This is a genomic window from Bacillus sp. 165 (genome assembly GCF_017742235.1).
Classification (GTDB): domain Bacteria; phylum Bacillota; class Bacilli; order Bacillales; family Bacillaceae_G; genus JAGHKQ01.
In genome coordinates this window covers 640,589-667,223 of record NZ_JAGHKQ010000001.1, presented here as the reverse complement: position 1 = coordinate 667,223, position 26,635 = coordinate 640,589, and the positions used below count along the sequence as shown (strand labels likewise).

Annotated in this window: 25 protein-coding genes; 18 read left to right on the top strand and 7 right to left on the bottom strand. The window is 36.9% G+C overall.

Annotated features, from left to right (window positions below):
• The first annotated feature begins 245 nt into the window (after positions 1–245).
• The 4 genes from J7Q84_RS03395 (at position 246) to J7Q84_RS03380 (ending at position 5,705) form a co-directional block, all read left to right on the top strand.
• Positions 246–1,118, top strand: a complete 873-nt coding sequence (locus J7Q84_RS03395) for a Cof-type HAD-IIB family hydrolase (protein WP_209092967.1) — start codon at positions 246–248, stop codon at positions 1,116–1,118.
• Between the two features lie 227 nt (positions 1,119–1,345).
• Complete coding sequence (locus tag J7Q84_RS03390) at positions 1,346–2,851, top strand: coproporphyrinogen III oxidase (RefSeq protein WP_209092966.1); 1,506 nt, start codon at positions 1,346–1,348, stop codon at positions 2,849–2,851.
• Between the two features lie 248 nt (positions 2,852–3,099).
• The gene (locus tag J7Q84_RS03385; protein WP_209092965.1) at positions 3,100–4,659 is read left to right on the top strand and encodes a fatty acid--CoA ligase; all 1,560 of its coding nucleotides are present in this window, start codon (positions 3,100–3,102) and stop codon (positions 4,657–4,659) included.
• Positions 4,660–4,916: 257 nt separating this feature from the next.
• Complete coding sequence (locus tag J7Q84_RS03380; RefSeq protein ID WP_209092964.1) at positions 4,917–5,705, top strand: enoyl-CoA hydratase; 789 nt, start codon at positions 4,917–4,919, stop codon at positions 5,703–5,705.
• Positions 5,706–5,733: 28 nt separating this feature from the next.
• Here the strand turns inward: J7Q84_RS03380 and J7Q84_RS03375 are convergent, their stop codons facing one another.
• Complete coding sequence (locus J7Q84_RS03375; RefSeq protein WP_209092963.1) at positions 5,734–5,916, bottom strand: YhzD family protein; 183 nt, start codon at positions 5,914–5,916, stop codon at positions 5,734–5,736.
• A 203-nt stretch (positions 5,917–6,119) separates the two neighbouring features.
• Between J7Q84_RS03375 and J7Q84_RS03370 the strand changes: the two genes are divergently transcribed.
• The 6 genes from J7Q84_RS03370 to J7Q84_RS03345 all read left to right on the top strand — a co-directional run bounded on the left by J7Q84_RS03370 (position 6,120) and on the right by J7Q84_RS03345 (position 15,184).
• Positions 6,120–7,340 carry a metallophosphoesterase family protein gene (locus J7Q84_RS03370; RefSeq protein WP_209093116.1) on the top strand — a complete coding sequence of 407 codons (1,221 nt, stop codon included), beginning with the start codon at positions 6,120–6,122 and terminating at the stop codon, positions 7,338–7,340.
• A gap of 14 nt (positions 7,341–7,354) precedes the next feature.
• Positions 7,355–10,315 (top strand): ATP-binding protein, encoded by a 2,961-nt coding sequence (locus J7Q84_RS03365; RefSeq protein WP_209092962.1) that lies wholly within the window; start codon positions 7,355–7,357, stop codon positions 10,313–10,315.
• A 144-nt stretch (positions 10,316–10,459) separates the two neighbouring features.
• Positions 10,460–11,404 carry a 3'-5' exoribonuclease YhaM gene (yhaM, locus tag J7Q84_RS03360; protein WP_209092961.1) on the top strand — a complete coding sequence of 315 codons (945 nt, stop codon included), beginning with the start codon at positions 10,460–10,462 and terminating at the stop codon, positions 11,402–11,404.
• A 66-nt stretch (positions 11,405–11,470) separates the two neighbouring features.
• Positions 11,471–11,671, top strand: a complete 201-nt coding sequence (locus J7Q84_RS03355; protein WP_209092960.1) for a sporulation YhaL family protein — start codon at positions 11,471–11,473, stop codon at positions 11,669–11,671.
• Positions 11,672–11,888: 217 nt separating this feature from the next.
• Complete coding sequence (gene glpK / locus J7Q84_RS03350) at positions 11,889–13,379, top strand: glycerol kinase GlpK (RefSeq protein WP_209092959.1); 1,491 nt, start codon at positions 11,889–11,891, stop codon at positions 13,377–13,379.
• Between the two features lie 128 nt (positions 13,380–13,507).
• Positions 13,508–15,184, top strand: coding sequence for a glycerol-3-phosphate dehydrogenase/oxidase (locus J7Q84_RS03345; protein ID WP_209092958.1), 1,677 nt, complete (start codon positions 13,508–13,510; stop codon positions 15,182–15,184).
• A 210-nt stretch (positions 15,185–15,394) separates the two neighbouring features.
• Here the strand turns inward: J7Q84_RS03345 and prsA are convergent, their stop codons facing one another.
• Positions 15,395–16,243, bottom strand: coding sequence for a peptidylprolyl isomerase PrsA (prsA, locus tag J7Q84_RS03340; protein ID WP_209092957.1), 849 nt, complete (start codon positions 16,241–16,243; stop codon positions 15,395–15,397).
• Between the two features lie 205 nt (positions 16,244–16,448).
• Here prsA and J7Q84_RS03335 point away from each other — a divergent pair, with 205 nt between their 5' ends.
• The 3 genes from J7Q84_RS03335 to J7Q84_RS18670 all read left to right on the top strand — a co-directional run bounded on the left by J7Q84_RS03335 (position 16,449) and on the right by J7Q84_RS18670 (position 16,921).
• Complete coding sequence (locus J7Q84_RS03335; RefSeq protein WP_209093115.1) at positions 16,449–16,535, top strand: YjcZ family sporulation protein; 87 nt, start codon at positions 16,449–16,451, stop codon at positions 16,533–16,535.
• Positions 16,536–16,637: 102 nt separating this feature from the next.
• Complete coding sequence (locus tag J7Q84_RS03330; RefSeq protein ID WP_209092956.1) at positions 16,638–16,727, top strand: YjcZ family sporulation protein; 90 nt, start codon at positions 16,638–16,640, stop codon at positions 16,725–16,727.
• 107 nt (positions 16,728–16,834) lie between these two features.
• Complete coding sequence (locus J7Q84_RS18670) at positions 16,835–16,921, top strand: YjcZ family sporulation protein (protein ID WP_348519822.1); 87 nt, start codon at positions 16,835–16,837, stop codon at positions 16,919–16,921.
• A gap of 34 nt (positions 16,922–16,955) precedes the next feature.
• On the opposite strand, the gene J7Q84_RS03320 is transcribed toward J7Q84_RS18670, so the two are convergent.
• The 3 genes from J7Q84_RS03320 to J7Q84_RS03310 all read right to left on the bottom strand — a co-directional run bounded on the left by J7Q84_RS03320 (position 16,956) and on the right by J7Q84_RS03310 (position 18,679).
• Complete coding sequence (locus J7Q84_RS03320) at positions 16,956–17,177, bottom strand: hypothetical protein (protein ID WP_209092955.1); 222 nt, start codon at positions 17,175–17,177, stop codon at positions 16,956–16,958.
• A 404-nt stretch (positions 17,178–17,581) separates the two neighbouring features.
• Positions 17,582–18,139, bottom strand: coding sequence for an HTH-type transcriptional regulator Hpr (locus tag J7Q84_RS03315; protein ID WP_209092954.1), 558 nt, complete (start codon positions 18,137–18,139; stop codon positions 17,582–17,584).
• A gap of 180 nt (positions 18,140–18,319) precedes the next feature.
• Positions 18,320–18,679 carry a YtxH domain-containing protein gene (locus J7Q84_RS03310; RefSeq protein WP_209092953.1) on the bottom strand — a complete coding sequence of 120 codons (360 nt, stop codon included), beginning with the start codon at positions 18,677–18,679 and terminating at the stop codon, positions 18,320–18,322.
• A gap of 36 nt (positions 18,680–18,715) precedes the next feature.
• On the opposite strand from J7Q84_RS03310, the gene yhzF reads away from it, so the two are divergent.
• A complete protein-coding gene (gene yhzF, locus J7Q84_RS18720; protein WP_481747523.1) occupies positions 18,716–18,946 on the top strand; it encodes a membrane protein YhzF in 231 nt (76 codons plus the stop codon).
• On the opposite strand, the gene J7Q84_RS03305 is transcribed toward yhzF, so the two are convergent.
• Positions 18,943–19,374: an HIT family protein gene (locus J7Q84_RS03305; RefSeq protein ID WP_209092952.1), complete on the bottom strand. Its 432-nt coding sequence runs from the start codon at positions 19,372–19,374 to the stop codon at positions 18,943–18,945. The genes yhzF and J7Q84_RS03305 overlap by 4 nt on opposite strands.
• 775 nt (positions 19,375–20,149) lie before the next feature.
• On the opposite strand from J7Q84_RS03305, the gene J7Q84_RS03300 reads away from it, so the two are divergent.
• From J7Q84_RS03300 to J7Q84_RS03290, 3 genes are all read left to right on the top strand, one after another.
• Positions 20,150–20,893: an ABC transporter ATP-binding protein gene (locus J7Q84_RS03300; protein WP_209092951.1), complete on the top strand. Its 744-nt coding sequence runs from the start codon at positions 20,150–20,152 to the stop codon at positions 20,891–20,893.
• Positions 20,886–22,088: an ABC transporter permease gene (locus tag J7Q84_RS03295; RefSeq protein ID WP_209092950.1), complete on the top strand. Its 1,203-nt coding sequence runs from the start codon at positions 20,886–20,888 to the stop codon at positions 22,086–22,088. The genes J7Q84_RS03300 and J7Q84_RS03295 overlap by 8 nt, the downstream gene beginning before the upstream one ends.
• Positions 22,089–22,167: 79 nt before the next feature.
• Entirely contained in the window at positions 22,168–22,890 is a 723-nt protein-coding gene (locus J7Q84_RS03290) for an EcsC family protein (RefSeq protein WP_209092949.1), read from the top strand.
• Positions 22,891–22,922: 32 nt separating this feature from the next.
• Here J7Q84_RS03290 and J7Q84_RS03285 read toward each other — a convergent pair whose 3' ends face one another.
• The gene (locus tag J7Q84_RS03285) at positions 22,923–24,098 is read right to left on the bottom strand and encodes an amidohydrolase (RefSeq protein WP_209093113.1); all 1,176 of its coding nucleotides are present in this window, start codon (positions 24,096–24,098) and stop codon (positions 22,923–22,925) included.
• Positions 24,099–24,400: 302 nt separating this feature from the next.
• On the opposite strand from J7Q84_RS03285, the gene J7Q84_RS03280 reads away from it, so the two are divergent.
• Positions 24,401–26,518 carry a transglycosylase domain-containing protein gene (locus J7Q84_RS03280; protein WP_481747522.1) on the top strand — a complete coding sequence of 706 codons (2,118 nt, stop codon included), beginning with the start codon at positions 24,401–24,403 and terminating at the stop codon, positions 26,516–26,518.
• The last annotated feature ends 117 nt before the right edge of the window (positions 26,519–26,635 follow it).

Sequence of the window (26,635 nt, the reverse complement as noted above, 5' to 3'; positions counted from 1 at the left end):
AAACACAATCTAGAGACTTAGCAATAGCATAGCACGATGCGGTTATTATATTTCCATAGTAGGACTAGTGTATTAAACCTTGAAAAGGCTGATTAAAAGAGAACTCTAAAAGGACGTACAGACTTTATTAGGAACAATGGCTATATTAAAGCTTGTATAACAAGTGTAACGTTCGTTCTAATTGCACTTCTCCTTTCATACTTTATTTGTAGGATGTAACACCTTAGAAAAGGAGGCACAGATACGTGATCTATCGTTTGCTTGCTATTAACATAGATGGTTCGTTGTTACGGTCCAACGGTAAGTTGCAGAAAGGTACGAAAGAGGCAATTGACTTTGTAAGAGAAAAGGGTGTATATGTTACGCTGTATTCGAGCCGAAACTTTCAAGCGGCACAAAAAATTGCAAAAGTATTAAAGTTGGAATCTATTCTGGTTACTCATAGTGGGGCATTTATTTCTTCTTCTCTGGATACGCCGCTTGTGCAAAGACGATTGTCTGAGGAGAAGACATTTAATCTTGTGCAGGTGTTGGAGCACTTTGAATGTAACATTCGAATTTCGCATGAACGATTTTCATTGGGAAATAGGAGAAAGCTGGGATCAAATCTGATAGCAAAAACCGTTCTTTCTAGTGCAGACCCAGTGTTTTATCCGATTCAATTCGTAGAATCACTAGGTGACACACTAAGAGATCAGCCGGTAGCTGCACCGAAAATCGATGTCTTTTTCTCTAATAAACAGGAAAAAGAAAATGCTCTCCGTACAATTAGAGAAGCATTCAGTGATGTAAATGTTGTGGCATGCAACGGAGAACGGATTGAAATTTTACCGCAAGGCGTCTCAAAACTTAGAGGGTTACAAGTGCTGGGAGATCATCTTGGAATTGATTTACAAGAAATGGTAGCTATCGGTGATAGTATAGATGATATTGAAGTGATTGAAAGTGTTGGATTAGGAGTAGCCATGTGGAATGCTCCGGTGGAAGTAAAATTGGCCGCTGATTGGGTTACTCGTTCGAACAATCAAAGCGGAGTAACCTATATGATTAAGGAGCACTTCCGCAAGCAATTCCCACTAGACTTCTTGAAAGATCACATTAAAGTAAGAAGGTGGTAAAATGAATCTCCTTGGATACATATCCAAGGAGATTTTTTACGAAGAGCAGGATGTTTAATATTGTACAAAAAGCTAATTTATCTTCAATGGAAAAAGAAGCTTGTGCACTGAGGAAAGGTTCACCTTATGGTAAATACTAGATATAATAAGGGGATTCGAATAGGTTGACCATAGTAATGAGGTTCAAGTAAACTAAAGGAAGTTTGATAATGAAAAGGTGATGGCAGTTGCGTATTGTAATAACAGGAATTCAAGATGATCGATTTTTACGGCCGCTGCAGTTGATTGGCAGCTTGTTTTTTGAAGAATGTACAGTGGCTTTTCAAGATAAAGAAGCAAAGGTGCAAGTGGATCTTTCGATAGAAGGAACAGATGCTGTTACGGTGTTTGCAAGGTTAACGGATCTGGAACATGGACAAACATTTGAAGCCGTATTTACAAAAGATATTACGAAATTTGAAACAGAGAAAGAACGTTTCAAACAAGTGAAGCAGGCTGTATCATATGTCTATTTATCTGTATTGCAGCAATTAACAGGAATAGAACAAAAGTGGGGCATTTTAACTGGGGTACGCCCAACGAAGCTGTTGCATAAAAAATTGCAAAGCGGTATGAATCAGGAACAAGCTCATAAAGAGCTTCGAGAAGAATACTTAATTCATGATGAAAAAATTACTCTGATGCAGCGTATCGTTGATAGACAATTAGCTGCTGTTCCAGATCTATATAATTTAAAAAACGAAGTGAGCATTTATATCGGCATTCCGTTTTGTCCGACGAAATGTGCATATTGTACCTTCCCTGCGTATGCAATTAATGGAAGGCAAGGATCGGTAGATTCGTTTTTAGGCGGACTGCATTATGAAATGCGGGCTATAGGTAAGTTTTTGCAAGAAAAAGGCATTAAGATTACAACTGTATATTACGGAGGAGGAACTCCAACAAGCATTACGGCAGAAGAGATGGATATGTTGTATGAAGAAATGTATCAATCTTTCCCAGGTGTGAAGGAGATTCGTGAAGTAACAGTAGAAGCGGGACGTCCGGATACAATTACTCCTGAAAAGCTTGATGTTTTGAGAAAGTGGAATATTGACAGAATCAGTATTAATCCGCAATCATATCACCAGGAAACATTAAAAGCAATAGGACGCCACCATACAGTAGAAGAAACGATTGAAAAATACCATCTTGCAAGAGAGATGGGTATGAACAATATTAACATGGATTTAATTATTGGGTTACCAGGAGAAGGATTGGATATTTTTAATCATACATTGGCTGAAACTGAAAAGTTAATGCCTGAATCTTTAACGGTCCATACCTTATCGTTTAAACGTGCTTCTGAAATGACACAAAATAAACGGAAATATAAAGTAGCGAGTCGAGAAGAGATTACGGAAATGATGCATACTGCAGAAGAATGGACAGCTGCACATGGTTATGTTCCATATTACTTATATCGACAAAAAAATATTTTAGGAAACTTAGAAAATGTAGGTTACTCAATGCCAGAACAAGAAAGTATCTACAACATTGTTATTATGGAAGAAGTACAGTCTATTATTGGTTTAGGATGCGGTGCGGCAAGCAAATTTGTTAATCCTGTAACGGGTGCAATCACTCATTTTGCTAATCCGAAAGATCCGAAATCTTATAATGAAGGTTTTGAAAAATACACAGAAGACAAATTGACAATTTTAGAAGAGCTATTTAAAGAAAGGCTGTCATAGGATGGCCTTTCTTTTTTATACCCAAAATGGTTTATCTACCGGCAAAGGCTCATTCTCTACTATAAAATATTCTTTACTACACTAAATTTTCGCTTTCTTACAATATTCACAACTAAAATTTTACAAAAAATGATAAATATCACGTTAAATGTCGATAAAATTTTGAATTTTTAGTTATTTTATAGAAGGAAGAGCTCGAAACATACACGAAATGATAGCATTGTGAATCTTTTTAGGAGGGGAAAGCTATGTTTATGACAGTAGGCCGTATTTTTGATTTAGCAGTTCGAAGTTTCCCGAATAAAGAAGCGCTGGTAGAGCCGTTAAAAGGAATTCGCTGGACGTATAAAGAGTGGGAAGAGAAGGTAAATAAGACAGCAAATGCATTATTAGAAGCGGGTGTCAAAAAAGGGGATCGTATTTCTACATATTTATATAACTCGAGTGAATTTGCGACAACTTACTTTGCAGCAGCGAAAATTGGAGCCGTTTTCAATCCAATTAACTACCGTTTAAAAGCTAAGGAAGTTTCCTACATACTATCTGATGCAGCTCCAAAAGTAGTGTTATTTGAAAAAGCTGTCGAACCGGTAATCAGCAGCATCGAAAGAGATTTTCCGTCAATTTCATTTTGGTGTATTGATAGGGAAACACCAGAGTATGCAGTTTCTTATCACGATAAAGTGAAAAAAGCTACTTCTGATTTAGCAGACATTGAAGTAGTGGAAACTGATTTTTGTTCCATGATGTACACAAGCGGAACAACAGGACAACCAAAAGGAGTACTGCATCGTCATCGTGAAATGGCTGAGCATAGTACAATTTGTACATATTATTTAAAATATAATCGAGACAGTGTAGGACTTGTTACAGCACCGATGTATCATTGTGGGGAACTGCATGCAGGGATTTTGCCGCGTGTTCATGTAGGAGCTAAAAATGTAATTTTGCATCAGTTTGATACGAAACAAGTGTTAAGGACCATTCAAGAAGAGGGGATTACATGCTTCTTTGCAGCGCCAACGATGTGGAATATGCTCTTGCAAGAAGATTTAGAGAACTATAAGTTGGATTCTCTCGAAATTGGAATTTATGGTGGAGCAGCTATGGCGCCATCATTAGTAAAAGAATGTAAAGAGCGTTTACATATTGAGTTAGTACAAATATACGGCATGACAGAAATGGGGCCAGTTGTTTCCTTTCTTGTGGAAGAAGACCAGCTTCGAAAAGCTGGATCTGCTGGAAAACAGTGTTTAAATCATGAAATTCGTATTGTGAAACCAAGGGAAGAAGGTCCATCCGATCCTAATGATATATTGCCGGCATTTGAAGTAGGGGAAATTATTATGAGAGGGCCTTGTATGATGGCCGAATATTATAATCGTGAAGAGGCAACGAAAAAATCTACTCATAAAGGTTGGTACCATTCAGGTGATTTAGGGTATTTGGATCACGAGGGTTACTTGTATGTGGCAGATCGTATAGATGATATGATTATCAGCGGAGGAGTTAACATTTATCCTCGTGAAATTGAAGACTTTTTACATGGGCATGATGGGATTTTAGATGTAGCAGTGCTCGGAGAGCCAGATGAGCTTTGGGGAGAGCGTGTAATTGCTGTTATTGTCAAGAAAGATAAAGATTTGAATGTGGAGGAGCTTGATATATATTGTAAAAATAGTGATGCTCTGGCAGATTATAAACGACCGCGCCATTATGTATTTGTAGATGAGCTTCCTCGTAATGCCAGCGGAAAGCTGCAAAAGTTTGTATTGCGTAAAATGTTTGAAGCATCTCCTAATCAATAAAGGCAGGCTTTTATTGTACATCTTTAAGTATAATTTAGTAATAAATGCTTGTAAAAGCTGAATAGATTGGGAATCCGTTAGTGGGAGAAGGAGGAAAGTCTCCTTCAGGGCAGACTGATTTTATAAGAATGGATGGGAAGCAGAAGATTCCTCATCCATTTTTGTTATTTATTTTCGGAATATTTCATAAAAAGAAGGATTTATGTAAGAGTATCTGTAAATGTTATAGTGAACAAGTATATAAGGAGCGATGTGTTATGACAGTATCTAGTTCTACTGATTCCGTAGTTGTAAAATATGAAGGCCGCTTAGCGACCATTATGTTAAATCGTCCTGAGGTATTAAATGCTCTTGATGAAAGGACGTTACAGGAACTGCTTGTGAAATTGAAAAAAGTCGCAGAAAGCTCATGCGATGTAGTTGTATTATGCGGAAATGGACGTGGATTCTCAGCGGGTGGAGATATTAAATCTATGTTGTCTAATCCTGACAGCAGTCAATTTCCGGTTATTATGGACACGATTTCTGAAGTAGTTACAACACTTTATAGTATGCCTAAGCTTGTAATCAGCGCTATTCATGGACCGACAGCTGGACTAGGTTTAAGCCTTGCATTAGCGGCAGACTATGTAATGGCCGACATTTCTTCGATCATAGCGATGAATTTTATTGGCATTGCATTAATTCCAGATGGAGGCGGACATTTCTTCTTGCAAAATCGTGTGGGTGAGGGTTCAGCGAAACAAATCATTTGGGAAGGTCGCAAGATGAAGGCACAGGAAGCACTCGAAATTGGAGTCATTGATGAGGTAATCGAGCAAGATTTTCCACAAGCAGTTAAGAGGAGAGTAGAAGAATGGCTGCAAAAGCCGGTAAAAGCTATGATTGAGACAAAGCAAATTTTGTGTGCTGTAAACAGACCATCATTAGTAAAGGTACTCGAACTTGAAAAAGAAGGACAATTCAAGATGCGTGCAACAGGAGATCATGCAGAAGGTGTGCAAGCTTTTTTAGAAAAGCGTTCTCCATTGTTCAAAGGAAAATAAAAAGGAGCGTACCTGCTCCTTTTTGTATTTAACGTTGAAATAAAATAAGCTTGCCGCTTGAAGATGTGCAACGATGAGTATGCTTATAAAGACTTTTTTCCTGAAGAACTTTTTCTCCAATTGTTTTTGCTTCTGCTTCACTTGCTGCTTCAAATGCTTCGTCCAACAATTTTTCTCCATTCTTTTCAAAAACTGTTAATATGTATTTCATAGTGTTTCCCCCTCTAAAAATCTGAATGTTACTACTATTTTGTCATAAAAATAAATAGAGTGCAAAAAGAAAATAGCTTTTTATATGAGGAATGTGCATTCGTATAACTAGAATGCTAAAATGAAAGGATATTCCTATCAGCGAGAAGCTTATTGCTGATTGAGCAACATAGCTTATACTATATGACAAGGATGTGTAGTATGATGAAATCACTAAAATTTATTCATGCGGCTGATCTGCATCTGGATAGTCCGTTTAAAGGGCTGCAAATGAGCTTGCCGCCTTTTATTTTTGAGAGAATGAAAGAAAGTTCATTTCGTTCCTTGCAAAAGATAGTCGATACGGCTCTTAGAGAGAAGGTAGATTTTATTCTATTTTCAGGAGATTTATTTGATTCGGCAATACGAAGTATACGTGCTCAATCCTTTTTTCGGGAGCAGATGAAGAGGTTGCTGCCTCAGGGTATTCAAGTATATGTGATTCACGGGAATCACGATTATATTAATAGAAATGGAGCAGTTCTGGAATTACCTGAAAACGTTCATGTTTATACTGAGCCATCTGTAGAAATGAAATCCTTTTATAAAGATGGAAAGCTGCTTGCAAGCCTGTACGGCTTCAGCTACCATCAAAAAGCAGTTACTGAAAGTATAGTTTCGCAGTATGTAAAGCAAGGCACTGCTCCGTTTCATATTGGTCTATTACACGGTAGTATTGAGGGAGAAAGTGAACATAGCCGGTATGCCCCTTTCTTGCTATCTGAATTAATTGAAACGAAATTTGATTATTGGGCACTTGGACATATTCATAAGAGACAAATTCTCTCCATGGAACCACCCATTATTTATCCAGGAAATATTCAAGGTCGTCATAGAAAAGAAGTAGGTGAAAAAGGATGTTATCTAGTTTCATTATCCGCTGCACAGCCTGATTGTACCTTTGTTTCGACGGCAGATATTATATGGGATACGCTTGAGGTCCCAATCGATGGATTACATACAATGGATGACCTGATACAAGCTTGCTCTGATGGAATAAACATCGCTCGTCATGAAAATGCAGGTATTTTGCTGTCCGTAAGGTTTACAGGGTATGGAAGTATTGCAGCGCTGCTAGAGGATCAGGCACAGCTGGAGGAAATCATTGCAGTTCTTATGGAAGAAGAAGAACAGGATAATTTTGTATATATTGTGAAGTATGAAAATCGGACAGTTCCTTATGTAAGCCGTGAGGAGTTGCAAGAAGATGCGTTTTTAAGAGATGTAATAGAAACGATGGATCAGTTTAAAGATATGAAAACAGTGCTGGCTCCATTATATACGCAAGCGGCACGTAAAGTTTTAACACCTTTTACAGTGGAAGAACAAGCTGAGATTGCAGTAGAGGCAGAGCGATTATTGCTGCAAGAATTATTAAAGGAGTAGAGGGGGGAGAGTAGATGAAAATAGAAGAAATACATATATATGGATACGGAAAGCTCGAAGAAATACAACTGAAATTTTCTTCTTTCCCCGTTATTTACGGAGAAAATGAAGCGGGAAAATCGACAATTATGTCCTTCATACGTTTTATCTTTTTTGGTTTTCCTGTAAATCGCAATGAAAAACGCTATGAACCGAAGCATGGCGGTAAGTATGGAGGTTCACTTACAGTTTTTACAGAGCAATATGGGAAACTGAGGATTGAACGTTTGCCAAAAGTAGCTAGAGGGGAAGTGACTGCCTACTTTGATGATGGAGGAAAAGGGGGAGAAGAGGTTGTTCGGGAACTCGTAAGAGGCATAGACAGAGCAATGTTTGCTTCTATATTTGCTTTTGATATGCATGGATTGCAAAATATTCATCGCATGAACGAAGAGGAGATTGGAAGTTATCTATTTTCAGCAGGTACGGTCGGAACAGATACGCTGCTTCGTACAGAAAAAAAGCTGCAAAAGGAAATGGATAGTTTGTTTAAAGCAAACGGTAAAAAACCCATTGTAAATGCTATGTTTCAGGAAACTGCCAGTATGCATGAAAAGATGGTTAAATGGCAGGAACAGCTCATAGTGTATGAGGAATTGAAACAGAAAAAGAAGCAATATGAGGAACGACTATCTGAATTAGATAAACAAAAGCAACTAGTAGAACGTTCAATTCAAGAAGGAAAAGCAATGCTTGCTCTTCAGCCGTTGTTGCTTGATAAAAAAAAGCATGAAAGCTACTTGCAGTTGTTAGAAGATCACTCATTTCCAGCAGATGGAGTAAAACGATATGATGCCTTAATAGCAGAGTTGAAGCCGATAGAACTGCAATTAGACGTTGTATCGCAAAAGGTGCAAAATACACAACAACAATTGAATTTTATAAATGTAGATAAACAACAATTAGAGGCAGCACCAGCCGTAGAAGAGTGCAGGTTGAAAAAAGGTACATATGATAATCTTTTGGAAGAAATAGAAAATTTAAAAGCATTAGCTTCACGCAATCGAGAAGAAATAGAAATGATAGCACAAAGCTTAGGAATGAGCACTTCTCGTGATTCCAGTTTGACTTGGGATACGACTCTCGCTGCTAAGGAAGAAGTAACTGTGCTTGCACAGAAAGGGCGCAGACTGACAGAACTGAAACATCAATTAGATGAACGTTTTCAGGGTACAAAAGCAACATTAGAGGAATATGAGGTACAGATACAGTATTTGCAAGCACAATTGCTATCTGAAGAAGAACTGAGTACCTATACTAAACAATCACTAGTAGAAGAAAATGCCGTTTTTCAAGAAAAAACAATACAAGACTTAAAAACTAGAAAAAATAAATTGGAACAAACAGGGAAGCAGAAAAAGAAACAATTGCAGTTAACAATAGGGGTCGTATTTAGTATAGTTGCCGTTCTTATCTTATTTGGCCTAGTTATGAAAAGCTTGGCAGTTTCTTTGTCTGGTATATTTATTTTTGTTATATCCATAGTTATCCTAATGCTTACACGAGGTCAGGAAACTGTGTTATTACGAGAGATACAGGAAGAAATAAGCGAACTCGAACATAAACTTGATGGAAATTCAGCCTTTGCCGCACGGGAAGCTATACATAAGCTGGAGAAACATGAACAAATTAATCAGCTTCTAGAGCGTGAGCAGTTTAAATTACAACAAGCTGAGAGTCAATATAATCGCGTAGTTACTGAATACGAAGAATGGGAAAAGGATTCATTTCAGCTTGAGCATACTATTAGACAATGGACAGCTTACTATGGATTGCCTACAAGTATCACATATTCACAGCTTATGACAGCTTTCGAGCAAATTCAAAGAATAAAGGACCTATATGGTGAGGTTCAAAGGCAAAATGAAAAGATAACTATATTAGAAGAAAAAAAGGAGGCATATGAAACACGAGTATATTTACTTGCAAATGTTTTTGGGATACAGAAAGACAATATTTCAGTGTGCTTATATAAAATGGAGGAGCGATTAACGCAGCAACAGCAGCAAAATCTGAGAAAAACGCAGCTAGAGGAGAAAAAAGCAGATTGGGAGAAAGAACGTAAGGCTCTTAGTCTTTTATGTAAAAAATTGCAAGAAGAGGCAACTGCACTTTTTGCATCAGCGAAAGTACAAGATGAAGAGGAATTTCGAAAAAAAGGACAGACAACTGAGGAAATTAATCAAACAAGGAAGCACCTTGTATTTCTTGATGCACAAATTGGACTATTGCAAAACTCTATAGCAGAGGTAGTTATAGATGATAATATGCTGCAAACTGACTATAACACTCTGCTAGAAGAATTAGAGTCTAAGCGGCAAGCATATCGTGAGGAGGAACAGGAATTACAAACATTGCTTGCTGAATCTAAGCTGCACATTGCATCTTTGGAGGAAGGGAGTGCCTATGCTGACTTCCTTCACTCCTATGAATTGAAAAAATCACAATTGCGTGAGCAAGCAAAAAAGTGGGCAGCATATGCTGTTGCAAAATCGATTTTATTGAAAACGAAAGAGCGGTATCACCAAGAGAAACTACCATCCACACTTATGATGGCGGAACGATATTTTCAATTCTTAACAGAAAATCAGTACAAAGCCGTATATGCCCCTCGGGATGGTCAACCATTTATAGTTCAGCGGAATGATGGGACACAATTTTATGCAAATGAATTGAGTCAAGCAACTGCAGAGCAGTTGTATTTATCACTTCGTTTGGCACTTGCAAATACCTATGAAGCCAAAGTGAAGTATCCCCTTATTATTGATGATAGCTTTGTTAACTTTGATTATTTACGTACAGAAAAAGCTTTGTCTTTACTACAGGAATTGGCAAAGGAACGGCAGATTTTTTTCTTTACTTGTCATGAGCATATGTTGAGGTTCTTTGATGAAGAGCAAATTGTAAGGTTAACAGAAAATGTAGTGAATCAATGAATTAGTGAGTATTTATATAGAAGGTCTTATGAAAGCGCTGCTGTTGGCCCTCGTCTTTTGGAGTAAAATCATCTGTTAAATTTAGACTCATATGCCAATCTTTTGATGGTATACTAAGAGTAGTATTAAGCTGGAGGATATTGTATGAAAAAGAAAATTACTCAATATGAAGTTGGCGAACAAATTGATTTATATTTACTCATTAAATCTTCTATGAAAGGAACAGCCAGTAACGGAAAGCCTTTTTTGACTCTTATACTGCAAGATCAGAGCGGTGACATTGAGGCTAAGCTATGGGATGTATCAAAAGATGATGAGGAAAATTATGCTGCAGAACGAATTGTAAAGGTGCTGGGTGATATCCAGAACTACAAAGGCAGAATTCAGCTGAAATTGAAGCAAATCCGCTTGGCGCAGCCTCATGAAGCACCAGATGCTTCGGATTTTATTGAAAAGGCTCCGTTGACAAAGGAAGTAATGATTGAAAAAGTTACGCAATATGTTTTCGAGATGAGAAATCCTAACATACAGCGTATTACACGTCATTTAATTAAAAAATATCAAACTTCATTCTTCGATTATCCTGCTGCTACAAAAAATCATCATGAGTTCGTATCAGGGTTGGCGTATCATGTAGTGTCCATGCTGGATTTAGCAAAAGCAATTGCACATTTATACCCGACTTTAGACAAAGATTTATTATATGCGGGTGTGATTTTACATGACTTAGGTAAGGTAACGGAATTGTCAGGTCCCATTTCTACTACTTATACAGTCGAAGGGAACCTAATTGGACATATTTCCATTATGGTAAGCGAGATTGCCAAAGCGGCAGAAGAGTTGAATATCCAAGGGGAAGAAGTGATGGTGCTTCAGCATATTGTTCTCAGTCATCATGGAAAACCGGAATGGGGTAGCCCAAAACCGCCGATGATAAAAGAAGCGGAGGTGCTTCACTATATTGATAACTTGGATGCGAAGATGAATATGCTAGATCGTGCTTTAGTTAGAGTGAAGCCAGGTGAATTTACAGAACGAGTTTTTGCTTTAGATAATCGCTCTTTTTACAAGCCAACATTTCATCAATAGACATAATTTCTTGTTTCCTTCATATAGTGAGAATAAATAGCTTGTCTTAGGAAGGGAAGGATAATTATGGAATTATTGCCTTGGTGGGTGTATCTCGTGATTGTGGGTATTATCATAAGCGGATATATGGTGCTTTATACTTCTAAAAAGGAAGAAGAAATTGACCAGGCTTATGTGGAACGGGAAGGAGAAATCTATATGGACCGTATCCGTGAAGCCAGAGAAAAACAAAAAAATAAAAACCAGGATTCATCTATATTTTCATAATAAGAGTTTCTAAGATGAGGTAAAGGAATCAGGATGTAGGTAAATGGTAAAAGAATAAAATCATAAGGATTGACAACGTTTTTAAGGTATTTTACCATTGTTGTTAAGTTAATTGGAGTGACGGAGAAATGGAGGCCCACATAAAATACGCTTTTTGATAAAGTGTAATTTATTGTGGGCTCTTTTTCTTGTATGTAATAACGTTAGGGGGAGATGTATGGAGAAATATATATTATCACTTGATCAAGGGACAACGAGTTCACGTGCCATTTTATTCAATCATCAGGGTCAGATTGTTCACGTTTCACAAAAAGAGTTCACGCAACATTTTCCACATCCAGGTTGGGTAGAACATGACCCGAATGAAATTTGGGGTTCAATTTTATCAGTGATTGCCACTTGTTTAATTGAATCAGATGTAAAGCCTGAGCAAATTGCCGGAATCGGTATCACGAATCAACGGGAAACAACGGTTGTATGGGAAAAAGAAACAGGTAAGCCTATTTATAACGCCATCGTTTGGCAGTCTCGTCAAACGAAAGAGATTTGCGATGAATTAAAGGAACAAGGATATGATACAGTAGTACGAGAAAAAACAGGCTTGTTAATTGATGCTTATTTTTCGGGCACAAAGGTGAGATGGATTTTAGATCATGTAGATGGTGCACGAGAAAAAGCTGAAAGAGGAGAGCTTCTTTTTGGTACGATTGATACATGGATTGTTTGGAAGCTATCAGGAGGAAGCAACCATGTAACGGATTATTCTAACGCTTCACGTACACTGCTTTTTAACATTCATGAACTGGTATGGGATGAGGAATTATTGGATCTGTTAGGCGTACCGAAGAGTATGCTCCCGGAGGTACGGTCTTCTTCTGAAATATATGGATATACAGCAGAGTATCATTTCTTCGGCCAAAACATTCCGATTGCAGGTATCGCAGGTGATCAGCAAGCTGCTTTGTTTGGGCAAGCTTGCTTCCATGAGGGAATGGCTAAAAATACGTATGGTACTGGTTGTTTTATGCTTATGAATACAGGAGAGCGAGCTGTTTCGTCTCAGCATGGTTTGCTGACAACTATCGCGTGGGGCTTGAACGGAAGAGTGCAATATGCATTAGAAGGCAGTATTTTCGTGGCGGGTTCCGCAGTGCAATGGCTTCGTGATGGCTTACGAATGTTTCAGGATGCGAAAGACAGTGAAGAGTATGCTTCTCGAGTAGATTCTACTGAGGGAGTATATGTAGTTCCTGCATTTGTTGGTCTTGGTACACCTTATTGGGACAGTGAAGTACGAGGAGCGGTGTTTGGCTTGACACGAGGAACAACAAAAGAGCATTTTATTCGTGCTACTCTGGAAGCATTGGCATATCAAACAAAAGATGTAATCAGTGCCATGGAAGCTGATGCTAAAATTCAGTTAAAAACTCTTCGTGTGGATGGAGGAGCAGTGAAAAACAATTTTTTGATGCAATTTCAAGGAGATATACTAGGGGTATCTGTAGAGCGTCCTGTCATAAACGAAACAACAGCTCTTGGGGCAGCATATTTAGCTGGCTTAGCTGTAGGATATTGGAAAGACCAAGATGAAATTGCAGAACAGTGGAAGATTGAACGTCAATTTGAAACGAATATGCCAGAAAAAACACGAGAAGAATTGTATAGTGGTTGGAAAAAGGCAATTGTGGCAACAAAAGTATTCAAGTAACATACAATATAGTAGGCTGTAGATAAGTTCATACATTAGGCAAGAGAGTTGGAGAGACCGCAATATACTATAGTTATTTTATCTATAGTATTATTTGCGGTCTCTTTTTATATAAAGGGGGATATGACATGAATTTTTCAAGCCGTAAGCGTAAAGAGCTTTTGGCAGAAGTGAATAAAAAGCATGTAGATCTTATAATCATCGGAGGGGGGATTACAGGATCCGGAATTGCGCTTGATGCAGTGACAAGAGGGCTTTCTACTGTTTTATTTGAAATGCAAGATTTCGCATCTGGTACCTCCAGTCGTTCTACAAAGCTTGTTCATGGAGGGTTACGCTATTTAAAGCAATTTGAGGTTAAAATGGTGGCGGAAGTAGGAAAAGAACGAGCAGTTGTATATGAAAACGGCCCGCATGTTACTACTCCGGAATGGATGCTTCTTCCAATTCATAAGGGAGGAACATTTGGGAAATTTAGTACCTCGATTGGATTAAAGGTATATGATTATTTGGCTGGAGTAAAGAAAACAGAACGCCGCAGTATGCTGAATGTAAAAGACACAGTAGAAAAGGAACCGTTGCTTAAGCAGGAAGGATTAAAAGGAAGCGGATATTATGTAGAATATCGTACTGACGATGCCCGTTTGACGATAGAAGTAATAAAAAAAGCAGTGGAGCAAGGAGCAATTGCTTTAAACTATACAAAAGCCGAAGAATTTATTTATAGAGATGGCAAAGTAAAGGGAGTAAGAGTAATTGATCAGCTTGACGGACGAGTATATGAAGTGTATGGAAAAAAAGTTGTCAATGCAACGGGACCTTGGGTAGATAGATTACGTGAAAAAGATAATTCAAGAAGCGGAAAAACATTGCAGCTCACAAAGGGCATTCATCTTGTTATTAATCAAAAACGATTTCCATTAAAGCAAGCTGTGTATTTTGATACACCTGATCATAGAATGGTATTTGCCATTCCAAGAGATGGAAAAACATATGTAGGAACGACAGATACATTTTATGATCAAGATATAGTTCATCCTAAAATAACAATTGCAGATCGTAACTATGTAATTGAAGCTATTAATTATATGTTCCCAACAGTAAATATTACAGAAAACGATATTGAATCGAGTTGGGCAGGAGTACGTCCCCTTATTTTTGAAGAAGGAAAAGCAGCTTCAGAAATTTCCCGTAAGGATGAAATTTGGCAATCGGAGTCAGGGTTAATTACGATTGCAGGAGGAAAGTTGACGGGATATAGAAAAATGTCAGAATTTGTAACGGATGTAGTAGTAAAGTTACTTGAAAAAGAAGGAAATGGTGTATATTCTTCTTGTAAAACAAAGCATATGCCTATTTCAGGAGGAGATATAGGTGGTTCTTCTAATTTTCAAATGTTCCTTGCGCAAAAAACGGCAGAAGGAAGAAGGTATGGCTTGAGCAAGGAACAGGCAGAGCGATTTGCACGCTTTTATGGTTCTAATGTCAATCGTATTTTTGATTTTGTACAAAAATATGAAAAAGAAGTAAAGAATTGTAATTTGCCTTTAGAGGTATTGATTCCTCTCGCGTATGCTATTGATTATGAAATGACGGTAAAACCGGTAGATTTCTTTATTCGTCGAACAGGAGCCTTATTTTTTAATATTCACTGGGTGTATAAATGGAAGGATGCAGTTACAGATTATATGGAAAAGCGTTTGAATTGGACTGCTGAGCAGAAGAAACAGTATGTGGCTGAAGTGGAAAGACGATTGTCTGATGCGGTTATTCCTGATGAGGATTCGAATATGCTTGGTGCATAGTAGAGTACAAGATTACGGATATAAGTGCATAAGGAGAGTATGTAACGAAAACAAGAGGACATCCACTATTTATCAGGTATTCAGAATAGCCCAATTCACGTTTCTATGCAAATTGTAATGACAAAAGGAGGAGCGAAAACCGTTCTCCCATCCAAGTCCCATTTTACCTAAAAAATCGAGCATAGAAAATTTCTATGCTCGATTTCTTTATTATTCAGAAGTTTCTTCAGAAGGTTTGAATGTATCTTTCAAATCTTTATCTTCTACTTTAATGTCTGCTTTTTTCAGTTCATCATCCACAAGTTTGTTCACATAAGTTTGGTCGTTTACTTTTTTCTCAACTAGATCTGCTTTGATGTCATCTTTTACTTTATCGAATGGTTCAAGCTCTTTTTTATCAGTTAATTTAATAATGTGGTAACCGAATTGAGATTTAACGGGTTCGCTGATTTCACCAACTTTTAATTTATAAGCTACTGCTTCAAACTCAGCAACCATTTTGCCAGGACCAAAAAATCCTAGGTCTCCACCATTTTCAGCAGAGCCTGTGTCTTCGGAGAATTCTTTTGCCAATTTTGCGAAATCTTCTCCTTTATCTAGGCGTGCTTTGATTTCCTTTGCCTTTGCTTCATCTGCTACAAGAATATGGCTTGCTTGAATTTCAGGTTTATAGTTTTCTTTCAGTTCTTTATCAGTAATTGTTTTTTCTACTGCTTTTTTGATGGCAAGATTAGAGCGGATTTGCTCCTTTAATGCTTTTTCATCCATGCCGCTTTGCTTTAATGCATCCTCAAACTGGTCACCGTACTGCTCTTTAACGCTATCAAATTCTTTATCCACTTCTTTATCAGTAACTTTATATTTTTTTGCGAAAACCTTTGCCACGACAAGCTCTTTTAAGACACTTTGTCCGCCGCGGTCTTTCATTGCTTCATAAAATTCCTCTTTCGTTACGTTACCTGCGCTTGTTTTTACAATTGGGTCAGAATTCTGCATGGAATTGCATGCTGATAATGTAAGCATGCTTGTAGCAGCTAACGCAATAATTGCTTTCTTCATTGATTAACACTCCTATGTATGTATTTTTATTTACAGTATGTTCAATCGATACAACAATTAATATATCACATTTATATCTGTTTTCATATGTCGAAAAGAAAATTTGCCAATTTGTTGTCATATTCAAGAAAACCGGGACATTCGCATAGGCAAATTTTAAAAATTCCAATAGTATGTATGGAGGCCTAAAAAGGAGGTAAGAAAGATGGGATACAATTATGGTAACGGATTTGTACTGATCGTTGTATTGTTTATCTTGCTAATCATCGTAGGGTGTGCTTACATTTCCTAATTAACTCAAAATTAGAAGATTGAAAGAAGCAGGATAAACGCCTACTCCTTACAAACGGAATTTGCATATTATATCATAGGTAATTCGAAGGAGGTGTCAGGCATGGGTGGAGGATACAACTACTATGGCGGCTTTGCATTAATCGTGGTTCTGTTCATTTTATTAATCATCGTAGGATGTGCTTGGTTATAATACAGTAAATGAAAAAACTATAGGAAAGGTTCAGTCAACCGTGGCTGAACTTTTTTATTTATGCCTACATATACATAACGAGAGGAGAGAACAGAGGAGGTATTAAAGTGGGAAACATATATGAAAATTCTTATTTTGTTTTATTACTTGTCTTATTTATTTTACTTATTATAGTGGGGATTATTTATATGTAACAAAAAACGGTAAAGCTTTTGCTTTACCGTTTACCTATGCATGTATGAATTCTATATAGGATGAAATTAATAAAATAGTTATACACACGTTAATAGTTCGAAAAGTTCTTGTTTCACGTTTTTCGGACATATCCTTCTGTCTGCATAGGGTATGGGTCATGAAATTAGCGTAGAATAGTACAATAAGAGCAAAAGGAATATAGATTGCACTCAATAGGATATGCCTCCTTATATGTAAAAATAAACAAATATCCATTTCATTGTACCATAGGTTGTTAGATTCGTGTTTTCAAAGTTATAGTGTCATTTCGAAAAAACTGTAAAATAACAGGTGTGAAAGAGAGGGATAGGATAGAAATCAGTGTACAGAGAGGAAATAAAAAGAGGTATAAATAGTACATTGTAATTTATTCTGTGTTTTTAGTTTAAAACGCAATCAAGAATTATCTATTAGTTTGTGAATAAATGAACAAAGATATACAAAGCAAAAAGCGGAAGATTAACTTTGGTATTATCCGCTTCTTACGGAATTTGGAAAAGCGCTTCCACAAAAGCCAATGTTAAGACAAGGAATTGAAGCTATGTAAAAGCAAAAGATGTTCCGCACGCTAATAATTAAATTCAGAAAGCTTATGAATTTGAAGAAGATGTATATAGACCTTATTTTTTTATCAGTTTTTTATCTTCTACTTTAAAGTTTTCTTCGATATTATCTAAAGACTTTTCGAAAATTTCAATAAAATCTTGTCCGTAAATGTTGCGTAAAATTGCCATTAATTCAATATTTTCTGGAAATTTCCCGTAAAAATCACGAAGTGCCAATGCGCCATTAAAGACAGAGTTGCTTTCAGGATCATATTCTTGCATTAATTTTAGGAGAAGTTCCTCGCCTTTTGGCGTAATTTCGATGTACGTATTCCGTTTGTCATCCTCTTTTTTAGAAAATACAAGGTATCCTCTTTCTTCCAGCTTTTTAGAGAAGTTAAATGCGGTAGACACGTGCATAACTCCAAATTTTGCAATTTCAGAAATAGAAGCTCCTTCTAAGTGATATGCAATCCATAAGATGTGATGCTCATTAATGTTTAAATCATAGGGTTTAATCCATTGCTGCCAATCTTTTTCTACGGACTTCCACAATGCTTTTGATAACTGGGCGATACGTTGACTAAAAATCATTGCTTCTTTAATTGTATAGTTTTTATCCCCGCTTTTCATTGACTCACCTACTTTTCTATAAATCTATCTCGTTAGTATCTATTATGCCAGTAAAATAAAAAATTATAAAGTACTTTTGTTAGAATTGTTAAAATTTTTTGTATAAGCTAGACATATTATAGTCTAGCTTAGTATAATTGAGAGATTTTCGATTTTTATAGCGAGGTGCATTTTTGTATATTAATGTTTAGGTGGAAGCGTTTGTTGAAGATTTTCTAATGTTTTGGTTAGATTATCTAATTCTTGTTGGATCTTTTCTTTATTTGGCTCAATATTTGCTTGCCAAATCGAAAGTGACTTCGGCATCTCATCTTTTAGTTTAGCAATTGCATTTTTTCCTTCAGATAGCGCTTCAATTGTTTGTACTTTTAAACGGTTTCCATCTAGTTTTAGTTCATGCAAAGATTGTTTCCATTCTTTGCCCTTTTCCTTTAGTTTACGTTTCAATTCATTACTGGCTGGGGAAGCCAATAATGCTGCTGCTCCGGTAATTGCTCCTCCGCACAATACTCCAACTATAAAAAGCTTTGATTTTGCCATAAAGAACCCTCCTTAATATCAGCATGTACTCATGAAATGTCTACTATAAGCATATCCATAATGGAAAAGGGGAGTAGACAAATGGTCTTTTTTCTTCTTATATGCACTGTGTTCTTTTTTGTACGTGCTATGTATGAAATTACGTTATTAAAAAGCAAGCGAGCATATCCGCCTGCTGTGCTGCTTAAGCAACGAGCTTTTACATATGGTTGTTTAGGCGGAGTGAGCTTGCTGTGCACAATAATATTTCAGTTTTTTAATAATTAAATATGCTTGGCAATCGATTCTGCAATTTCCTGTAAAGCAGATGGTGTGTAGTCGCTTTGATGAGATTTCCATACTGCTCCAAATCCGTCCGATTCTCCGTAGCGAGGGATCAAGTGTAAGTGAAAGTGAAATACAGATTGGCCAGCTTTTTCCCCGTTGTTATTTAACAAGTTGAATCCCACTGGACTATATTGGTGTTTGATAGCGTTTGCTATTGTCGGCACAACAGAGAATACATTTGCTGCAATGTCAGATGTTAATTCAAATACATCTTTTTTATGTACTTTTGGAATGATGAGAGTATGTCCTTTTGTTACTTGGCTAATATCAAGAAACGCTATCACATGTTCGTTTTCAAATACTTTTGCACAAGGGATTTTTCCTTCAGTAATTTTGCAAAAAATGCAATCATCTGCTAAATGATTCATATTTTTCATCCTTTCATATAGTATTATCCGTATTTTACCATATTTAGACGGTAGAAAAAACAATGATAAAATAAATAAAAAACAGGAAGCTGAATTGCTTCCTGTTTTAAAGAAGATAGGGAAGTTGAAAAACCTGATGTTTACTCAATATTGTCTTTCGGAGACACCCCATTTGTCAGGATAATATGCGTAATCCAGTTGTCTACTCTGCTCGAGACACCCCATTTGCAGTTGTAGTTAAGTTGGTTTACTCCTGTAAAACGGTGACTTTGTTCAAGAAAACCATCCCCTTATTTTGTCGTTGTCGAACCTTCATTTATGAGGTACTACGCTACGACGCCTTTCGGAGACACCCCATTTCGTAATTTGAGTTCTCATCTCTAATTGAGTTTATATGCTCTCCCAGAGACACCCCATTTCCGAATTGAACAAAAACTTACTCCTACTACATAGACATTTTGTCTTTGATTGACACCCCATTTTATGATGAGAATTCACCACAAAACGTATTCACCTTTTTGCTGGATGATGTTTTTCAACATCTCCCCTCTTCAATAAATAGCATACCCGCATTTCATTTTTTATATACAAATGAAACGTAAATTATTTTTTAAATATAACAATGGGATTCGCTATGTAGTTGGCAGAATTTTTGGTAAGATGAAAGTATAGTGGAACAAGTTTTATTCATTAATTTTAATGTTTGGGTGGTGTTCACTTTCTACAGAAGATCTGTGCTTTAGGCAGGAACAAATCCAAAAGAAAGGATTTTGCTATGGAACCATTATTACAAATTCAGCATTTAACGGGAGGATACACGAAAAAGCCCGTATTACAAGATATTTCATTTTCAATTAATAAAGGGGAATTAGTAGGATTAATTGGTTTGAATGGAGCCGGAAAAAGTACGACTATTAAGCATATTATTGGTTTAATGGAGCCAAAGGAAGGCACGATTACCATTAACGGTCAAATGTTCACTCAAAATCCAACTTCTTACCGGGCCGCATTTACATACATACCTGAAACACCCGTATTATATGAAGAACTTACACTGGAAGAACATTTGAAATTAACAGCCATGGCCTATGGGGTAAAAGAAGAAGAATATGCCAAACGTGTAGAGCAACTAATTACAGAATTTCGTATGAAAAACCGCATGAAATGGTTTCCGTCCCATTTTTCGAAAGGGATGAAACAGAAGGTAATGATTATGTGTGCCTTTTTGGTACAGCCGTCTTTGTATATTATAGATGAGCCGTTCGTTGGATTAGACCCACTGGGAATTCAATCGCTATTGCAGCTTATGCAGCAAATGAAAGAGCAAGGGGCAGGAATTTTAATGAGCACTCATATTCTTGCTACAGCCGAAAGATATTGCGATTCGTTCATTATTTTACATAATGGTCAAGTGCGTGCAAAAGGAACACTTCAAGAACTTCAGCAGCAATTTTCGATGCCGAATGCCACATTAGATGATATTTATATCGAACTGACAAAGGAAGAAGATTATGTTTAATGCAATAGAGTTATGGAAGCAGCGCTTTCAATTATTTTTGAAGGAAGTAAGGAGATACGTTAAGTATATTTTTAATGACCATTTAAAGTTTATTCTTATTTTTGCTATTGGTATAGGAGCTTATTATTATCAACAATGGTTAGAAACATTATCATCTTCTTTTCCTGCCGCGTTTATACTTGCTGTGCTGTTTGGAGTGATACTAACAGCGGGATCAGTACAAACGTTACTAAAACAGGCAGATGTGGTATTTTTGCTACCGCTTGAAAAAAAAATGAATCCATATTTTCAACGAGCCTTTGTATGGAGTTACATGATGCAAATATATATTTTAATTATTGCAGGTGCAGCAGCAGCACCTTTATATATGCAGCAATTAAAAAAGCCATTTTCCGCGTTGTTCTTGTTTTTATTGCTGGCGGCACTTATTAAAGCATGGAATATGTTTGTAACATGGGAAATTTCTTTGCTTACAGATGAAAAAAAGCATTTATACGACAGTCTGGTACGGTTTGGAATAAACTTTTTATTTTGCTACTTTTTGTTTGTAAATGCAGCAACTATCTGGCTGGGATGTCTCGTCTTCCTCATGATTACCTACCTTACTCTTTTACATCAGTCAGTTAAAACAAAGTCATTAAAGTGGGAATATTTAATTGCGGAAGAAGAGAAAAGAATGACGTTGTTTTATCGTGTTGCCAATATGTTTACCGATGTTCCCATGTTAAAGACAAGGGTGAAACGAAGAAGGTGGCTGGATCTGCTTGCCTCATTAGCTCCTGATGGCCATGTTTATTTATATTTGTATATTCGCACTTTTCTTCGCTCTGGTGATTACTTGGGTGTATATGTTCGTTTGAGTGTTATTGGTGCGATTTTGCTGTATTTTGTACCATTTTTTTACGCAAGATTAGCAATTAGTGTTTTATTTTTATATTTTATCGGGTTTCAGTTGATTACTTTATGGAAGCATCATCAGTCGAAGTTATGGATTGATTTATACCCAGTTTCAGTAGAAAGCAGAACGCAATCCTTTCAGACCTTGTTGTTCGTTCTATTGTTCATAGTAAGTATTATTTTTTCAGCCGTGATTGGAATTGTAACAGCTTCTTTTGTAATGACCGGGATTATTTTCGGCATTAGCACAGTATTTGTATATATATTTTCGTACCGGTATGTTAAAACGAAATTATAAATTTTCTTGTTCCATGAAGGGGGTTTACTATTCCGATATGTTGTTGCATATGGTAAATCAAAAAGAAAGGAACAAATAGATGATGACATACGAACGAAAAGTAAGGCTGGAGCTGGCGGCTTGGAAGTATAAGATGATGAAGGATTCCACTGTTGTAGGCAAGTTATCAAAAAGAGTGCAAACAAAGGTACAAGAGTTAATTCCGGAAAAAGTCCATGAGGTGTTGACAGATACTATTAAGGTGATGGTACAAACAATACTGGCAGGTTCTGATTTGATTACAAAATCACAGGATGTATCAGGATTAACACTTCAGGAGAAAGATAGGGATTTGCAAAAAAAAATAAATGATTATAAAAAAATTGCAGCAGCAGAAGGAGCAGGAACAGGTGCGGGAGGATTTCTACTTGGTTTAGCAGATTTTCCGCTTTTATTAGGGATTAAAATCAAATTTTTATTCGATGCCGCAACGATTTACGGCTTTGATACAACTAAGAGAGAGGAAAGAGTATTTTTACTATATTTATTTCAGCTTGCCTTTTCAAGTGACGCACACCGAAAAAAAGTATTTTCCATTATAGAGAATTGGGAAGAAAAAAAAGAAAAGGTGCAGGAGCTCGACTGGAGAGTGTTTCAACAAGAATATAGAGATTATATTGATCTTGCGAAAATGTTACAACTAGTGCCGGTAATTGGAGCGGCGGTAGGAGCTTATGCAAATTATCAATTGCTTGACAGGTTGGGTGAGGTAGTAATGAACAGCTATCGTTTACGCATAATTAAAGAAAAGGAAGGCAGTTGAATGCCTTCCTTTTCTGTTTAGATGTTAAGTATTCATATTTTGCTTGTGTCTGAAATATTGCTTTTCTGAAGCAGGGGAGAAGCACTCATATATGTCAAAGCAGCATTTCCAAGTGTATTTGCTGCAATGAGCATAGCACGTTCATCAAAATCAAATCTTGCGTGATGATGAGGATATGGATTTTTGTTATGCGGAGCCTGTGCTCCTGTTAAAAAGAAAGTACCCGGTACGGATTGCAGGTAATAAGCAAAATCTTCTCCAACCATTAAAGGTTCTGTTTCATGTACTTTGAGTACTCCAGGAATATCTTTTGCAAGATCAGCTAAAAATGTGGTCTGATCTTTATGGTTTATAACGGGAGGATATCCTTTAAAGTATGTAAATTCATACTCTACACCAAAGGCAAGACATGTACCTTGGATAATACGTTCTATTTCTTCCTGCATAAAGTTTTGTATATTTTCTTTAAATGTTCGTACGGTTCCTACAAGCTTTGCTTGTTCAGCAATTACATTAAATGCATTAACCGCTTCAAATGAACCTATCGAAAGAACGGCACTATCCAACGGATTTATTCGCCGGCTTACAATCTGCTGCAAGTTTAACACTAGATGAGAAGCTGCGAGGATACTATCCTTAGTTTCATGGGGCTGTGCGCCGTGTCCGCCCTTTCCTTTTATTACAATTTCAAATCGATCAGCTGCCGCCATAATGGATTCAGGATGGATAAGAATAGAGCCAAGAGGTTCAGTAGCCCATAAATGGGTACCAAAAATAACATCGACAGTTTCTAAACAGCCAGCTTCAATCATTGGTTTTGCTCCTCCAGGTGCCAACTCTTCCGCATGCTGGTGAATAAAAACGACAGTACCATCAAATTCATGGCGTAACTCATGCAGTACTTCTGCAAGGATAAGTAAAGTTGCAGTATGGCCGTCATGACCGCATGCATGCATGACGCCATTAACTTTAGAGCGGTAGGGTACAGTTTTTTCGTCTTGAATAGGGAGGGCATCAAAGTCTGCGCGAAGCGCAACAGTTTTTCCGGGACTTTTCCCGTGAACTTTTGCTACCACTCCATTCCCACCCACATGCATTTGTACCTCAATTCCCCGTTCTTCATAAAACGAAGCGATATACTGAGCTGTTTTATATTCTTGAAATGATAATTCGGGATATTGATGTAAATAACGCCTCATTTCTACCATCTGTTCATATTTTTGCTCTAATAGCTTATATAAGCGATCAATCAAATTTCCCCGCTCCTTTTTTGTCTATTTCCTTGGAAATACGTAGTGGATTTTGTCTGGAATTGTCATTTTCGAGAGAATCCAAGCATAAGATAAGAGGCTTTTCTAACGCCGCAATTCTTAATAATTCAGAGGTTTTCTTAATTATAACAAGTTTTATTCTAGTGCATATGAAATAATCCTTTAAATTTGGTACATAAAGGAAAGAAATATTCAAATACTAAAAATTAACCAAAATTTGTTAAAGGGGATAGTCTTCTTTGAAAAAGTGTATAGTAGGGTCTCTTAGCATATTTACGGTGTTTGTAATTGGGATGATTGGGTATTTGTTTATTGTTGCAATTGGGAATTATGTTATTGATGATAAAAAATTAGTGTTCAATTCTGCGTCAAAGATTGTTGATGAGCGAGGAGAAGAAATTTCTAAATTATATTTAGAAAATCGTGAAATAGTATCCATTGATAAAATTCCACTGCCTGTTCAGCAAGCTTTTATAGCGGTAGAGGATGCAAGATTTTATGAACATCATGGTCTAGATTTTAAATCTATATTTAGGGCTCTCTATAAAGATCTTGCAGCAGGAGGAAAAGTAGAGGGAGCAAGCACTATCACTCAGCAGCTTGCCAAAAACATTTTCTTAACAAACGAGAAGACGTTGTTACGAAAAACAAAAGAAATGGTGATTGCTCTAAATTTAGAGCGTCGATATACGAAAGATCAATTATTAGAGATGTACTTAAATCAAATTTACTTTGGTCATGGAGCATACGGTATTCAAGCAGCTGCCGATATATATTTCAATAAGGACACAGCAGATTTAACTGTCGATGAAGGAGCTCTGCTTGCTGGATTATTGAAAGCTCCGGCATCTTATTCTCCTATATATAATAGTAACAAATCAAAACAGAGGAGAGATCTTGTTTTATCCTTAATGGAACAAGCTGGTTATATAACCCCGGAAGAGGCTGTTCGATTTCAAGGGAAAACAATATATTTAAACAGGAAAGAAAGGGAAAGAGAACAAGCTTATAGGACGTATGTGGACATGGTCTTTCAAGAAGCTGCAACGCGATACGGTCTATCAAATGAAGAGGTCTTAAGGGGTGGATATAAAATTGTAGTTGCCATGAACTCGAAAATACAAAAGACTGCATATCAATTGTTTCAAGAAAAGAAATACTTTCCGGGTACAGATGACAAGGTAGAAGGTGCTTTCCTATTAATGGATAGTAAGACTGGTGGTATTGTGGCTGCTGTTGGAGGAAGAAGCTATGCTGAGCGAGGGTTAAATCGAATCTATGTGAAGCGTCAGCCTGGTTCAGTAATTAAACCTCTGATTGTGTATGCTCCCGCTTTAGAAACGGGAGTATATACTCCGTATTCTCTTTTGCCAAACGAAAGGCTGTCATTCGATGGGTATATCCCTCGTAATCACAATAACCAATATTCTAAAGATATTACGATGTATGATGCGGTAACAACATCAGCAAATGTTCCTGCCGTTTGGCTTTTGAACGAGATTGGCATAGAGTCAGGAAAACAATATTTAGATTATGGAGAGGTTCATTTGCAAGACAATGGGCTAAGTTTGGCACTCGGCGGTTTATCAGAGGGAGTTAGTCCGTTTGACATGGTTAAACTTTATCGCGCGTTTTCCGCAAGAGGGAAAATCATTGAACCTCATGTTATTACACAAATACTGCAGCGTAATGGTGAACCAATTAATAAACCTGATATCAAAGAAATAAAAATATTTTCTCCTCAAACTGCGTGGACTATGACGAAAATGCTAGAAGGGGTAGTGAAAGAGGGAACAGCAAAGAGAGGGGAGTATATAGGAGCATTGGCAGGAAAAACAGGGACAACTTCTTTAATTAATAGTAGAGAAGGAGCTAAGGATGCTTGGTTTGTCGGCTATACTCCACAAATGGTGGGGGCTGTTTGGATGGGGTACGATAAAACAGATTCACGGCATCATTTAATAGGAGGGAGTGGTTACACAGCTGCTCTTTTTAAGAAAATTTTAACAGCCTCTCAAGTCAAACCATTAGAAATGTTTGTGAAACCAAAAGGGGTAATGGATGTAGAAAAGCCTATTCGCCTTGAACGTGTTACCGATTTGAAGGCGAAATGGACGTTTACTCCATTAGGGCTATTTACTGTAAAGCTAACTTGGACGCCCCCTCAAGATAAACGTATTCAATATCGTATTTATAAAATTGAAGGAAAGAAAGCTTCGCAAATTGATGTTGTGACGGGAACAGGGAGTTATAAAGCAAAGTATATTAATATTTTTTCTGTTCCAAAATTTTACATCGTCCCATTCAATAAGCAAACAAATAAGCCAGGTCCACGGTCAAAAGTTCTACAGCCTTAGATAAACGCGAAAATTAAGTGAATATGTCGTATCGTGTGGTATAATATATTTTGGTTTTGTATGAAGAAAAATGTCAATTTGTTGAACATTGCAATGGTAACTGTGCAAATTTGTTTG